General features: G+C 63.5%; 12 protein-coding genes. 6 read left to right on the forward strand and 6 right to left on the reverse strand.

The features are described from left to right. The first annotated feature begins 317 nt into the window (after positions 1-317). Complete coding sequence (locus ABS88_RS00450; protein ID WP_286748635.1) at positions 318-1,133, forward strand: hypothetical protein; 816 nt, start codon at positions 318-320, stop codon at positions 1,131-1,133. 16 nt (positions 1,134-1,149) lie between these two features. Here ABS88_RS00450 and ABS88_RS00455 read toward each other — a convergent pair whose 3' ends face one another. After that, on the reverse strand, positions 1,150-1,983 hold the full coding sequence (locus tag ABS88_RS00455; RefSeq protein ID WP_286748636.1) for a TauD/TfdA dioxygenase family protein: 834 nt from the start codon (positions 1,981-1,983) through the stop codon (positions 1,150-1,152). Positions 1,984-2,058: 75 nt separating this feature from the next. On the opposite strand from ABS88_RS00455, the gene ABS88_RS00460 reads away from it, so the two are divergent. Next, positions 2,059-2,724: a Crp/Fnr family transcriptional regulator gene (locus ABS88_RS00460; protein ID WP_286748637.1), complete on the forward strand. Its 666-nt coding sequence runs from the start codon at positions 2,059-2,061 to the stop codon at positions 2,722-2,724. A 116-nt stretch (positions 2,725-2,840) separates the two neighbouring features. Here the strand turns inward: ABS88_RS00460 and ABS88_RS00465 are convergent, their stop codons facing one another. From ABS88_RS00465 to ABS88_RS00475, 3 genes are all read right to left on the reverse strand, one after another. Further along, a complete protein-coding gene (locus tag ABS88_RS00465) occupies positions 2,841-4,985 on the reverse strand; it encodes a TonB-dependent receptor (protein ID WP_286748638.1) in 2,145 nt (714 codons plus the stop codon). Between the two features lie 213 nt (positions 4,986-5,198). Next, positions 5,199-5,696 carry a PraA/PraB family alkane oxidation protein activator gene (locus tag ABS88_RS00470; RefSeq protein ID WP_286748639.1) on the reverse strand — a complete coding sequence of 166 codons (498 nt, stop codon included), beginning with the start codon at positions 5,694-5,696 and terminating at the stop codon, positions 5,199-5,201. Positions 5,697-5,851: 155 nt separating this feature from the next. Further along, the gene (locus tag ABS88_RS00475; RefSeq protein ID WP_286748640.1) at positions 5,852-9,097 is read right to left on the reverse strand and encodes a TonB-dependent receptor; all 3,246 of its coding nucleotides are present in this window, start codon (positions 9,095-9,097) and stop codon (positions 5,852-5,854) included. 349 nt (positions 9,098-9,446) lie between these two features. Between ABS88_RS00475 and ABS88_RS00480 the strand changes: the two genes are divergently transcribed. Together ABS88_RS00480 and ABS88_RS00485 are read left to right on the forward strand one after the other, a co-directional pair. After that, positions 9,447-9,953, forward strand: coding sequence for an RNA polymerase sigma factor (locus ABS88_RS00480; RefSeq protein ID WP_263587622.1), 507 nt, complete (start codon positions 9,447-9,449; stop codon positions 9,951-9,953). Beyond that, positions 9,950-10,945, forward strand: a complete 996-nt coding sequence (locus ABS88_RS00485; RefSeq protein ID WP_286748642.1) for a FecR family protein — start codon at positions 9,950-9,952, stop codon at positions 10,943-10,945. Before ABS88_RS00480 ends, ABS88_RS00485 begins: the two co-directional genes overlap by 4 nt. A gap of 16 nt (positions 10,946-10,961) precedes the next feature. Here ABS88_RS00485 and ABS88_RS00490 read toward each other — a convergent pair whose 3' ends face one another. Then, positions 10,962-11,597, reverse strand: coding sequence for a TetR/AcrR family transcriptional regulator (locus tag ABS88_RS00490; RefSeq protein ID WP_231292851.1), 636 nt, complete (start codon positions 11,595-11,597; stop codon positions 10,962-10,964). A gap of 177 nt (positions 11,598-11,774) precedes the next feature. Between ABS88_RS00490 and ABS88_RS00495 the strand changes: the two genes are divergently transcribed. After that, the gene (locus tag ABS88_RS00495; protein WP_086457596.1) at positions 11,775-12,632 is read left to right on the forward strand and encodes a metal-dependent hydrolase; all 858 of its coding nucleotides are present in this window, start codon (positions 11,775-11,777) and stop codon (positions 12,630-12,632) included. Next, positions 12,629-13,054, forward strand: coding sequence for a DUF2147 domain-containing protein (locus tag ABS88_RS00500; protein ID WP_286748644.1), 426 nt, complete (start codon positions 12,629-12,631; stop codon positions 13,052-13,054). Before ABS88_RS00495 ends, ABS88_RS00500 begins: the two co-directional genes overlap by 4 nt. Positions 13,055-13,086: 32 nt before the next feature. Here ABS88_RS00500 and ABS88_RS00505 read toward each other — a convergent pair. After that, positions 13,087-13,821, reverse strand: a 735-nt coding sequence (locus ABS88_RS00505; RefSeq protein WP_286748645.1) for a winged helix-turn-helix transcriptional regulator, incomplete at its 5' end; no start/stop codon positions are given.

Here is a 13,821-nt window from a genome sequence, read left to right on the forward strand (position 1 = left end):
GAGCGAAAGGACGGCGGCGGCAGCGAGTTTGCTATAGTTACGCATGAGACTTCCACTCCTTGACAGTTCAACCACCCGCAATCGGGGGCTGTCAGGGCGGCCGATCCGTTCCAGGGACGGGGGAAACGGTTCGGATCGGCCTTGCCCGACGACCGATCAATAGACCCGGGCCCCTGCCCGGCCGATGGCGGCGGGATTACAAGTTGGTCATCTGTCGGCGCGCTCAGGCCGCGGCGAGCGTCCGCTTGGCGAGCAGCGCCCACACCGGGCTTGCAGGCACCCTTGTCAAAAATCGCCCTCCCGCCTATCGCTCGCGCGTGCCTCCCCGGCCCGCGACCAGCGCGCGCCGCCACCGAAGATTGCGTCCGCTGAACCCTGTTCCAGCCACTCCCTACGTCGAACAGCTCAGCATCGGGGCGGGGCGCCGGCTGTTCGCGATCGGCCTCGCTGTTCTGATTCCGGCACTGCTGCTCCTGCTGCTTCTCACCACGGGCCTGGGATCGCTGCCCGACAAGCAGCAGGAACGGATCACCATGGTGAGCCTGGAAGCCGCCGAAGTCGCCGAGCAGGCCCCCGAGTCTGCCAGCAAGGCGCGCGAACAGCAGAAGGAGGCCCCGACACCGCCGGTGACGAGCCCCCCCGTTCCGGCGCCGCCGCCCACCCCACTACCGCCACAAGTCCCGCAGCCCGCGACGCCCCCGCAACCACCGGCGCCGCCAGCCACCCCGCCGACGAAACGCATCGGCGTCCGCCTCAACAGCGGGCAGTCTTATGGCCCGGCCGACAGCGGCGGGTCGGGGGCATCGCGCGACACGCCGCGCGTGGGGAGCGCTCCAAACGGCGAGCCGCTTTATGCGGCGGCATGGTATCGCGAGCCGAGCCGCGACGAACTGCGCGGCTATCTGTCCACCGCCAGTGGGCCGGGATGGGGGCTGATCGCCTGTCGCACCGCCCCCGAGTTTCGCGTCGAGGATTGCGTCGGGCTCGACGAATATCCGCAAGGATCGCAGATCAACCGCGCGGTGCTGGCGGCGGCGTGGCAATTCCGCGTGCGGCCGCCGCGGGTCGGCGGGCGCTCGATGGTCGGGGCCTGGGTCCGGATCAGGATCGATTACGGCATCGAACGACCTTAGGGGCTGGCCCCATAAATCAGGCGAGCGGTTCGCCCGAAATGGTGATGCGGTGCATCAGGCGGCGATGGCCGTGATAATCGTTCATTGCATAATGCCAGGTCGACCGGTTGTCCCAGATTGCCAGCGATCCGGGCGCCCATTGGACGCGGCAATGAAACTGCTCCTGCATCGCGACCTGATAGAGATAGGTGAGCAGCGGCACGCTCTCCTCGCGCGTCCAGCCGTCGAAATGCAGCGTGAAGGCCGGATTGACGTACAGGATCTCGCGCCCGCTTTGCGGGTGCCGGATCACCACCGGATGCACCGCGCGCGTTCGTTCCTCATGCCCCTTCAGGTCGACACCCTGATCGGTCTTCGAATAGAGGCCATCGGCGCTGTAGATATGATCGGCCGAGTGGACGGCGCGAAGCGTCCGCAACATGTCCTTCAGGCCCGGTGACAACGAATCGAAAGCCGCGCCCATGCCCGCAAACAATGTATCGCCGCCGCTGGGCGGAGTTTCGCGGGCGAGCAGGATGGAGCCCATGGCGGGGATCTGGTCATAGCTGTGATCGGTGTGCCACCCGCCGCCGATATTGGTCTGCTGGGTCTCCGACTTGCGGACCTCCGCAATTTCCGGGTGCCCGCCATTTGCCGGGAAATATTTGTTGATGTCGATCTCGCCCCAGCGGCGGGCGAAGGCGATATGCTGTTCAGGGGTGAGCGTCTGATCGCGCACGAAGAGGACGCCGTGCTCGGCGACGGCCTGCCGCAGAAGCCCGATATCCTGCTCGTCGAGATGGTTCAAATCGATCCCGGTCGCTTCGACACCGACGTGCGGCGAAAGGGGGTGCATCTGTATCGACGTCATGGAACTCTCCCGCATTATCCCGGCGACGATAGCGCAAACGCTAGCATTCAAATGCCACCTTCGTTACAATCCCTCATGACGATCGGCGATCAGCTCCGGCAATGCAGATGGTTTGGCCGCTGCGATCCTGCGGTGCAGCAGGCGATCGCCGCCGATGGCCGGCTGGCAACGCTCGCGCGCGGGCAATGGGTCTATGGCGAAGGGGACATGGCGACCGGCATCGTAATCGTGCTCGACGGGATGCTGCGCCTCGAAGCCGCGGCGGGGGAAAAGACCGTGCTGGTCGGCATCGCCCGCGCCGGCGACGCCTTCGGTCAGTCGCGCCAGATGGGCGGCGGTCCGCGTATCGTGACCGCGATCGCCAGCCGGCCGAGCCGCGTCCTGACGATCAGCGACACGATGCTCGACCGGATCGGGCATCGCCTCCCCGCGCTCTGGAAGGCGACGAGCGAACTGGTGTACGGGCAACTCGACGCCAGCGTGCACGGACTGGCGCAGATGCTGTCGCTGAGGCCCCGCGGACGCATCGCCGCGCGGCTCCTGACCTTCGCGCGTGACGCCGAGGTACCGCTCAGCCAATCGGATCTGGCCGAACTCTGCGGCCTGTCGCGCAAGGTCGTGAGCGCCCATCTTGCCGCGCTCGAGCAAGGGGGCGCGATCCGGCGCGGCTATCGCACCATCCACCTGCGCGACATGGCTCAGTTAAGCCGCCTCACGGGTGCAAAAGGGGCCACCCGATAGTGTCCTGAGGGATCGAGCCAACCCATCCACCTGATGGAATGCCAAGATTCTGCAGGAGGAAGTGCCGCGTAATTGCGAGAACCTATGAAGGGGACCGTCGGCCATCAGGCATCGCCTTAGAACCGCTTGCGCAGCGAAATACGGACGCTCCGTCCCAAGGGATCGGCGTCATAGCGTCCATACCCGACAGGCCTGCTGCCATCGCCCAAGCGCACTTGGCGATAGCCGTCGAACAGGTTCCGGATGTCGGCCGAAATCTGCAGATCCTGCATCCATGTCGGAATATGTCCCGACAGGATGCGCGCCGGTTCGACATGGATGCGCAAATTGGTCAGGAGCAAGGCGTCGAACCGATAGTCCTCGCCACCGACGGCGTCAGCGATGGCGCGCAGCCTGTATCCGCTCTGCCAATTTCCGTCGAGCGTCAGGCCCAACCCGCTCCGCCCGAGGTTGAGCTGGACGCCCAGACTGTGTCGCGATTGGCCGATGTCGCCGTCTATCCGGTCCAGCACCGGTAACCCGGCGCCAGTCCGCACCTCGCTGTGCAACAGCCAGCCGTGTGTCACCGAGAGAGTGGCCTGCCACGGCTTTTCGCGGCCTCCGAAATTCCGTATTGCGGCAACGAGGCTGGTGTCCAGACGTTCGTCCACGTCCGCGACGATAGCGATCGGGCGGGCGTCGATCGCTACAAGCCGGCCCATCCCATCGCGCCGGATCCGATCGGGGAAGGCCGCTTCAACGACAGGCGTGAACGCAGGAAAAGGCGCCGCACCCCCATGACTGACCTGACGTCGGTATTCGCTGGCGAGCGTTATCGGTGCGGTACCGAACGGTTTGATTGTCATCCTCAACCCGTATGTGCGCTGGCGTCCGCTGCCGAGGTCGGGGTTGCCGCCCGTAATCCACAAGACGTCCGAGATCCTGTCGCTTCGAAAATCATAAATCTGCCGGACGTCTTCAATTGGTGCGCCGGCAATCTGATCGGGCGTCGGAGCCCGTTCGGCAAACCCCGTCATCGCGCGTATCTGCAGCGCCGGGACCGGCGACCAGTTTATTCCGACGTCATAGCGGAACTGGGCCGCAATGCCGGACGGACGATTGGCGCCGGCGGAAATATCTAATGACACATCGCCCACCGGCTTTGCATGTTCACCGGCCGCGAAAAGCGGCACGGCGAGTGCCAGTGCCACATCCTGCTGATCACGCCGAAAGACGATTGCATCTGCATCGTCCGCACGCCGACTGTCCGACCAGTTGCGGTTCGCCGCCAGAGTCAGATTTGCCGTCGCGGCGCCCGCAGGGAGTGTCACAATCGTCCGGTTGAAATTTAACTGCGCGGACAGATTTTCGCTCCGCGCCCGCGCGCGCCTTGGCACGATATTGCCCTTGTCATTCCGCGCTTCGATGATGCTGTCGGTCCATGACCGGGCGTAGCGGAGGATAAGGCTGCCCTGCCAGCCCGCAACCTGTCCCGCGAGGAGTGCAGAAGCACCGATGCTTCGCCCCCTCTGCCGGCCCTCAAGCGCTCGGGCCGTCTCCGCTAGGCCGTCGCCGGCGCGGCCGGTCAGCTGACGCTGCTCTTGCCACCCCGCGTCAAGAGTGAGGGTGCCGGTGAAACGCCCCAGAGGGCGCGCCAAGGCGACATTTGCCGACGCACCCTTCATCGCGGGCAGCAGCGTGTAAAATCGCCTATCGCCACCTCTGTTCAAATCGACAGGCGGCCTTTCGTCGCGCCGCAGCGCGGCGTCGCCGGAAAGCTCGACGCGACCGTTCCACCGCGCAGGCCCGTCGATCAAGAAGCGGCCAAGCGCGGCCTGCCCGCTCTCTCGTCCGCCGGCGGTGGCTACCCCGAACGCAGTCTCACCCTGCCAGGACGCAAAATGCGGTTTCAGAACGAGATTGACTACGCGCTGGCCGGGCGGATAGCCATAGCGGGCCGCCGCCTCCGGCTTGAGAAGCGCAAGGCGGGCCAATGCTTCGGGCGGAAACCCGTTTATCCCGGCCGCCCCGTCGACCCGCTTCCCATCGACCAGAATGATCGGCAGTTCGTCCGGCCGACCGGTCAGCGGAGCGATCCGGGCGACGAGGTCGCCGATCGTCGCAGCGCCGTAAGTGTCTATCTCTGCCGGGCGCAATTCCAGTTCGGCAGCGACGAGCGCTTCGCCGCCGCGAGCGGTCACGACGATATGATCGGACTCTGCACCCGGCAATCCAGCCTGCGCCGCCGCCGGAACGGCGTGGAGGCAGAGCGCGGCCGCCAAGCCGAACAAGCCATGGGCTACACGCCATAAGCTGGGCCGTTTCATCGAGGCCTTTCACGACATTCCGCAGCAACGGATGAAGACCGGAAGGCAATGCGCCTTCCGGTCTTCATCTTTCCGGGCCGACATCGGGCGGTTTGGGGGGAGGGAGGGGCCGCCCCGTCATACCTGCCGAAGCGACAGGCTGGCGCCGGTTGGTTGCGCTGACCGCAATCAGGGGTAGGAGTAGGAAGCCGTTGGGCTGGTCGAGACATTGCCCTGCATGCTGCACGGCGAACCGCCTGCGGGATCCGACGGAATCGTATTGGCGTGATTGAATTGCAGCACGCCGCCGACGAGCTTGGCCTTCAGGTCGCCGCGGCAGTTGCCGGTGATGCCCGTGACGCGCACGTCGTGAATGATGACATCGGTCGAGCTGGTAGCGCTGACGTCATAGGGCATGCCGGTAAAGGATACCGCGCCGCAAAGTCCGCCGCTCAGCGCAATGCTGGTGATCTTCGTGCCGCTCGGCGTGCCGGTGCTCGAAATCGTACCGTTGGAGGTCGTACTCGCGGTGAGCGTGCATGTGAGGGTGATACCTTTCTTCACCTGAACGGTGCTCGGTCCTGCGCCACCCGATCCCGATGGCGAATAGGTTCCGGCCAAGGCGGCCGCGGGCAACAGGCTCAGCGAAGCCAGGGTGCAGATCGAAACTTTCACAAGGCGTTTCATGATAATCCTCTCCTCTGCTTTGGTTCGGGAAGATTTTGCCTTCCCAAATGATTAGACGCCCGCAAAGGTCGCGAGGGGGGATGGGAAACAGGTTCTGAACCCAAAAAAGAAGGGCGCGCCCGAAGACGCGCCCGAGGCGGAGCGGCCGTGCCGGATCAGAACCGCTTGGTGACGTTGAATCCGATGATCCGGGGGTCGAGCGTGAAGATATTCGCGCTCAGCCCGGTGTCGTCGCTGTTGGTAAAGGTGTTTGTGATCGGCGTGTCGTTGAACAGATTCTTGACATAGAGCTGCACGGCGAACTGCGATTTCGGTCGCTCGACCGTGAGCGCCAGATTAGCGTTGTCCCAGGCACGAAGCCGATCATATTCGGTGTTGTATATGCGCGCATAGCTTTTCGCCTGGCGATAATAGTCGCCGCGCAGCGTGACATTCCATTCGCCGGCAAAGACCGTGTATTGCGCGCCGATATTGAAGGTATAGCGCGGTGAATTGGGAAGTTCTTTTCCGCTGAGGTCCGCATAAAAGCCGCGCCCGCCATTCGGCGCGTCGGTCAGCGGGTCATAGGTAAAGCCAAGGAACTGGTCCCAGCGCAAATTTGTCTCGACATTCGGGTTGAAGCTGCCGTAGCGCGCCGACCCCGCACAAAGCGCCGAGAGCATGAAGTCCCCGAGCCCGCCCGGCCCCGCAAAGAAGGATGAGAGGATCGTCTCGACCTTGTCCTTGGGCGCGATGCAGTTCGACGGCACACCGAGCTGCGGACGCACGACGACCCAGTCGGGATTGCCCTGCGTCCGGTTCATCACGTCGATCGACTGCTCCCCCTTGCCGATCCGCGTGCGCAGATAGCCGAAGTTGGAATCGACACGGAAGTTGCGCGAAGGCTGCCACGCCGCTTCAAGCTCGAGTCCCCAGGTCGTCGCGTCGAAATTTTCGTTGAGCGAGATGCGATCGACGATCTGAGAGACCTGATAGTCCTTGTATAGATTGAGGAATGCGGTCGCGTTGAGCATGACCTTGCCGCCGGCGAGACTGTTCTTCATCCCGATCTCGAACGCATTGACATATTCGGGCTCGAAGGTTTCGGCGAGCGGCTGGTACTGGATTACCTTCGGGTCGATGTCGACGCGTGGCGGATTGGAGCCCCCACCCTTGTAACCACGCGAATAGGACGCATAGACCAGCGTGTCGTCGGTGAACGACGTCTGCGGCGACCAATCGACGACAAGACGACCGGTGAAGGCATTCCATTCCTGGTTGATCGGCGGAAGGGCCGGATAGCCGCGACTTACGCGGCCGCCGCTCGAGGGGCCGCTTTCGGTTCCGAAATTGAACGCACCGAGCAAAAGCTGGCTCGGAATCGGGGTCGAACGCTTGCGGTCGTTGGTATAGCGCGCGCCGACGGTGATCTTCACATCATCGGCGATCTGCCAATAGGTTTCCCCGAACAGCGCCCATGAGCGCGTCTGCACGACATTCTTGCTGCGGAAATAATTATGGCCCTCGCCGTTGATCTGGTCGATCGGATTGGGATCGACATAGACGCATTCGCGAAATTCGTTGCCTGCATCGCAATTGCGGGTGCCCGTCCCGATCTCGCCGGGCGCATCCTCGCGATTGTAGAAATATTCGGCGAGCAGGCTGAACAGGTTGCTGAACACATAATAGTCGTCCTGCGATTTGAAGTTCAGCGCATTCGCTCCCACGCTAAAGTTGAAGGGGCCGCTGAAATCGGACTGAAGCCGGAGTTCCTGCGTCCACTGACTGTTCCGCGACTGGCTGACGTCGACGGCGAGCATCCGGTCGGATGGACCAAGCTGCGGATCGGTGTAGACGCCGCCGGGCGTCGGACCCGGTATGTTGTTCGGTCTGCCGAGCACGTCGACGAGCCGCGGGTCCAATGAATCAGCGAAGACCGGAGCAGAGACGAAGCGGTTGTAATCCTGCGACGAATAATAGCGATCGCGCGCATAGGCGGTTTGCGACACCAGCTTGAGATCGCCGAGACCGGCCTCCAGATTGAGCTGGAAGACGTCGTTTTTGGCGCGAAATACAGGATCGTAGCTTGTCGAAATTTCGCGCAGATTGCGCGATTGATTGATCCCTGCGTAGGGATCGGACAAATTGTTGACGATCGGCACCGGCGCCAGGCCCAAGACGGGATCGGGCAGCAGCCCGACGTCGATCAATCCCGCTGTGTAATAAAAGGCAAAGCTGGTCGCGTTCGGTGCGCCAAAGGCAGCCTCGCTGTAGAGCGATCCCGGAAGGCACCCCTGGCTCAGCTTGCCGCGAAGATGATCGGGAACCGGGGTATCGCCGACCATATCGGGGCCGGGATCGCGGGTGCAAAGCTGCTTGCCGGTCCGCGATCGCCGATCCTTCTCCTGGAAATGCTGCCAGACGAAATTCGCCTTCAGGTTATCGCTCGGCTCCCACTGCGCCGACAGGCGCGTCGACCACAGATCGCGGTCGTTGACGTGACGATTGGTAAAGCTGTTGTAGTCGAAGCCTTCGCGCTTCGTCATGGCCGCGGCGCCGCGGATCGCGAACCGGTCGCCCAGCGGGATGTTCAGCATCCCGTTGAGGCGCATCGTCCCGAAGCTGCCCACCTCGGCCTTCGCCAGACCCTCGAAGCTGTATTTCGGCATTGCCGTGATGATGTTGACGACGCCCCCCGTTGCGTTGCGGCCATAGAGGGTACCCTGTGGGCCGCGCAGCACCTCGACGCGTTCAAGGTCGAAAAACTCCTGTTCGAACAATCGATTGCGGATCAGCGGCGTATTGTTGAAGCTTACCGCGACGGCCGGGTCGCTCGACGCGGATATCGCTTTGGTCCCGATCCCGCGGATCGTGAAATCATAGCCCGAAAAATTGCTCTTCGAAAAATTGACGTTGGGCACCGCGCGAACGAGTTCGGCCCCTCCTTCGACCTTCTTGTCGTCGAGTGCCCGCGGCGTGAAGGCACTGATCGCAATCGGAACGTCGATGATCTTTTCCGCACGCTTCTGGGCGGTGACGATGATTTCATTGTCGCCGTCGGTCACCGCCGCGGCGGTCGGGGTCTCGTTTCCCACCGGCTGCACGACGAAAATATTGCCCTCACGGCGATAGCCCAGCCCGGTTCCGCGGAGCAGCACGCGCAACGCGGTTTCGGGATCGGACCGGTCGCTATATCCGCCGCTGCGCTTGCCGTTGACGATCATAGCGTCGGCCATGATTGTCATGCCGCTCTGCAACCCGAAATCCCGCAGCGCGCGGCCCAGTGGCTGGGCGGGAATCTTGTAGCTGGTCGCGTTGTCTTGCCCCTCGCGCGCCTGCGCCGTGCCGACCGATAGCGCGAGGCATCCGATGGCGACCCCGCTCAGAAAAATCTTGCGCAACCCACATGCCCGAAATTGCATGCTTCCTCTCCCTAGCCCATGTTCCGCGGGTCTTCCCGCTAGATGCGACGGAGTTCCCTCCCGTCATATGCTAGACGCCCATCCCCTTGTTTCGGGGGGATGAGTGCGTGATAATTTTCAACGATGTTAATGTTAACAACGCACCAACGCATGATAAAATTGTACAATTATGGTTATTTGCTCCCCCCTCTCTTCGCGCGCGGGCGTCTATCTTAACGAGCCTTGCCCCGGTTTGCCGGGTGAGGAGGAAAAATGGATCGGACCGATAGCTCAATGACGGCGATGAAGGCGATCAACGCGCAATGCCTTTGCGGGCGCCCCTGCCGAGCGGGCACGGTCTGACATGGGCGTGCCGCGCCCTGACCAGGATCTGGAGGCGTGGATGCACGCCTATGGTCCGGGACTGCGTCGCTACTTCCGGCGGCGGGTCAACGACGGGGACGTAGATGACCTTGTGCAGGACGTATTTCTGCGCCTGCAGGCGGCTCAGTTCGGAACGCCAGTGGAAAATGTCGAAGGCTATCTGTTCGCGACCGCGCGGAATGTGCTGATCAGCCGCTACCGCAAACAGGCGCGCAGCAGCGCGGTCCTCCAGGCGGCATGGGCGGACGGCGTCGAAGAGGCCGACCAGCTTTCACCCGAACGCATTGCGATCGGCCAGGAGGAATATCGCCGCGTGGTGGCGGCGATCGTCAATTTGCCCCCACGGGCGCGACAGGCGTTCGAATTGCACCGGTTCGAACATCTGACCTATCAGGCGATCGCGCAGCGCATGGGGATCACCAAGGATTCGGTGAAGGAATTGATGCACCGCGCGCTGGTCAGGATTGCCGAAGAAATGGAGGCCGAACTGTGAGCGCCACCGACCATGGCAATCGCGCGGCCGCGCGTTCGGAAGCCGCGCATTGGCTGAACCTGCATCTTGCCGGCGACATGACGGTCGACGACGAACGCCGCTTTCACGAATGGCTCGATCATTCCGACCTGCATCGCGACGTCTATCGCCGGGTCGAACGGGCGTGGGCGCTTGCGGGCGCCGCTGCCGACGATCCCGCGTTCGCAGCGTCGCGCGCGGAGCCGGACATCGACGACAGACCGCCTTCACGCCCTATGGGCTGGTGGATGGCGATCGCGGCGTCGATCTTGCTTATGGTCGCCGCAGCTTCTTTGGCGCCGCCGCTCATGCGCGGCGAACCGGCGCAGCTTGCTCAGACATTCCGTACAGAAACCGGACAGCGCAGCACCGTCACCCTACCTGACGGGACGGTGGTAACGCTCGATTCCGAAACCGACATGCGGTTTCAGGAGCGCGGTGGCCGGCGCTTGGTCGAACTGATCGGCGGCCGGGCCTTTTTCCGGGTCGCGCACGACAAATCGCGTCCCTTCATCGTTCATGCGAACGGCAAGAGCGTTCGCGCCGTCGGCACAGCCTTCGAAGTCAGCCTCGATGGCGGCAATGTCGTCGTGGTTCTGGCCGAGGGTAAGGTGCGCGTCGAGGAGAGCGCCTCAGGGACCGGAGATGGCGCCGATATGGTCCCCGGTCGCAAGCTGACGATCGGGACCGATCGCAATTGGACCCTGCGGCGTGTCGATGTCAGCAAGGAAACGAGCTGGACCGAAGGCCGCCTCGTCTTCATGCAGGACCCGCTGGCCGAGGCGGTTGACCAGATGAACCGCTATTCAATCCGCAAGCTGACGTTCGCAAACGGCGTGGTACCCGATCGCCGCATTGTCGGCGTGTTCGAGGCGGGCGACGTCGACGGGTTCGTCAAGGCCATGGAACTCAACGGCATCGCGCATCGCGTGTCGGCATCCGACGATAGCATCCTGCTCGCGGCCGGCCCCTGACCCCAAGATACTGACCCTAGTCGTCCGCCAGCCCCAGAAAGCCGGGAGACAGGAACAGCGGCAGAAAGCGGGTGACGAGATCGCGCATCGCATCATCCTTCTGGCCCAGCATATCGCGTAGATAGGGGCCGATCACGGCATCGCCGAACGCGCTGACCGCGACCATCAACACTGCGGCGCGGACGCGCTCGCGCGCGGCGGCATCCTTCGACTGACCGACGATCGCGGTGACGAGCGCACCGACCGCTTCGCGGATCGGCTCGAGGCGGCCGACATCGCCCGACAGAACGATCCACGCCGCGAGCGGCCCGGCGCCGCCCTTGTCAAAGGCATCGAAAACATGATCGGCAATCGTACGCGGCGCCGCATCGTCGGTTTCCAGCAGGTCGACGACATTATCCAGCGCGCCCGTCAGATCCTGGATCATCGATCCCATCAGCGCCGATTGCAGACCCGCCGCCGAGCCGAAATGATGCAGCACATTGGCGTGCGACATGCCGATTGCTTCGCCGACGTTGGCAAGCGTCACGGCACCCGGACCGCCGTCGAGCAGCAGACGACGCGCCGCGGCCAGCCCTTCTTCGCGTACCTCCGCGCCCGATCGCTTGCGGCGTTTCGGGGCGGGCCGCGCCATCTTGTACATTCGCGCCATCGCTCTTTCCTCCACCTGCGGTCCACATGGCCTTAGACCAATGTACGCAAGCGAAACAGCCTTCCGATCGGCTTCCGAAAAAGCCGTTCTGAAACAGAATAGTAGCATCTCTTGCGAATGGCGAATATTTGCATTATAAACATTGATGTTAATGTTGATGATTCGCAGGAGTTGTTCATGACCCTCGACACGCCCACGCCTCCCGATCTCCGGATCGAGAAGCGCGACATGAAGTTCGGCCGCGAGCAGGCCCCGCCGCGCTGGTGGCACAGCGGCGACCCCGGTCGCACCGCCTTTTTCAACGCGCTGTCGTCCACCTTCCCTGTCGGCGAGAAATTCTTCATGACATCGGTCCGGCAGTATCGCGAAGGCACGCCGCAGCCGCTGCGTGGCCAGATCGACGATTTCATCTATCAGGAATCGATGCATTCGCGCGAACATGTCGTCTTCAATCGCCAGGCCGAAGATGTCGGTTACGACATCGCCCCGCTCGAAGAACGCGCGCGCCGGACGATCGCATGGGCGAAACGGCGCCCGCCGATCCAGCAATTGGCGGCAACCTGCGCACTCGAACATTTTACCGCGACGCTGGCGCATGACGCGCTCGCGAATCCCGGGCATCTCGGCGGCGCGAGCGAGGAAGCGCGGCGTTTGTGGCGGTGGCACGCGATCGAGGAAATCGAACATAAGGCGGTCGCCTACGACACCTATCTTCACGCGACGCGTGACATGATGCCGCTGCGGCGCTGGTTGAAGCGCTGCGCCGTCATGGGCGTTACGACTTTGCGCTTTCACTATGTGATTTTCCGCAATACCGCAGATCTGTTGCGGCAGGACGGTCGCAACGACTGGGCGACGTGGCGGCACTTGCTCGCATATCTCTATGGAAGGCACGGCCTGATGCGGCATCTGCTCAAAGGTGTGGTTGGCTATATGCGGCCGGGCTTTCATCCCTGGCAGCACGACGACCGCCCCCTCCTGGCCGAAGCGCTCGCTTTGCTGAACGCGCCCGCGAGCCGGGAGCAGGCGGCATGAGCCGCCGCGCGATTGCGATCGGCCTCGCCGCCGCCGCCGCCCTTGCCCCCGCAAGCGCCATGGCCGCCGATCCCGTTGGGCTGTGGGCGACGGGCAGCGAAGGCGGACGGGTCGAAATCTATCGCTGCGGCGCGGCGCTATGCGGCAAGGTGGTTGATGCAAAGCGGCTGCGCGCCAATCCCGATCTGCGCGACGTGCGGAACGGCGATCCCAAGCTGCGCCAGCGTCGGCTGATGGGACTGGTCGTGCTCCAGAATTTCAAGGGGGGCCCGTCCCAGTGGAAGGGCGGCCCCGTGTACGACCCCGAAACCGGCGACGGGGCGTCGCGCGGCGAACTGCGACTGCTCGGCAACGGCAAGCTGGAAGTGAAGGGCTGCCTCGCCTTTTTCTGTCGAACCAAGACGTGGACGCGGCTTAACTAGCGCGGCTGCGCTTCAATGCCGGCTCCTGACGCTCATTCGATCTCGAACGTCAGATTGTGGATGCCGATTTCGCCGTCGCAATGGTTGCAGGCAACGATCATCCGAAGGTCGTGACCGCATGGCTTGTGCGTCAGGATCAGCGGCGGGCCGCGTTGGTCGGAAAACCAGCGGTCGCCCCACTGGAGCAGCGCCAGCAATACGGGATAAAGGTCGCGGCCCTTTTCGGTCAGCCGATATTCGACGCGGTCGGCGTGCGCCGAATAGGGAATGGTGCGCAATATGCCCTGCCGGATCAGCCGTTCGAGGCGGCCGGTCAGGATATTGGTCGCCATCAACGTGTCGCGCTGAATGTCATCGAAGCGGTTGATGCGCGTGAACATCGCGCGCACCACAAGCGTCGCCCAACGATCGCCGAACAATTCGATCATCGTGTCGACCAGCGGGCGTCCGCCCGGGCGGCGCGCCGTCACCGCGCCGTTGAAGCGCCGGCGTTCATAGTGCGGAACGACCTGGGCCAGCCCCGGCCCTTCGCGCCAGTCGACGTCGCGCGGGTCGATTTCCTTCCGGCAATGGGCGCATATCGGCGTCGGCTCGGTTTCCGCGCCGCACGCGCTGTGCCGCAGACGAACGCGAAAGTCGCGGCTGGCGGCTTCCCAGCGATGCTGCCAGCGCAGCATCATCAAGGCGTTGGGAAACTGGTCGCGCCCCTTCTCGGTCAGCGCATAATAGGAACCGCGCCCTTCCTTCTTCGGCCGTTTGGCAAGGCA

The organism is Sphingopyxis sp. SCN 67-31 (assembly GCF_001725095.1).

Coding starts and splice junctions, on each gene's coding strand:
- ABS88_RS00455 (WP_286748636.1), bottom strand. CDS start 1,983: ATGACGTCGATACAGATGCACCCCCTTTCGCCGCACGTCGGTGTCGAA.
- ABS88_RS00460 (WP_286748637.1), top strand. CDS start 2,059: ATGACGATCGGCGATCAGCTCCGGCAATGCAGATGGTTTGGCCGCTGC.
- ABS88_RS00470 (WP_286748639.1), bottom strand. CDS start 5,696: ATGAAACGCCTTGTGAAAGTTTCGATCTGCACCCTGGCTTCGCTGAGC.
- ABS88_RS00475 (WP_286748640.1), bottom strand. CDS start 9,097: ATGCAATTTCGGGCATGTGGGTTGCGCAAGATTTTTCTGAGCGGGGTC.
- ABS88_RS00490 (WP_231292851.1), bottom strand. CDS start 11,597: ATGGCGCGAATGTACAAGATGGCGCGGCCCGCCCCGAAACGCCGCAAG.
- ABS88_RS00495 (WP_086457596.1), top strand. CDS start 11,775: ATGACCCTCGACACGCCCACGCCTCCCGATCTCCGGATCGAGAAGCGC.
- ABS88_RS00500 (WP_286748644.1), top strand. CDS start 12,629: ATGAGCCGCCGCGCGATTGCGATCGGCCTCGCCGCCGCCGCCGCCCTT.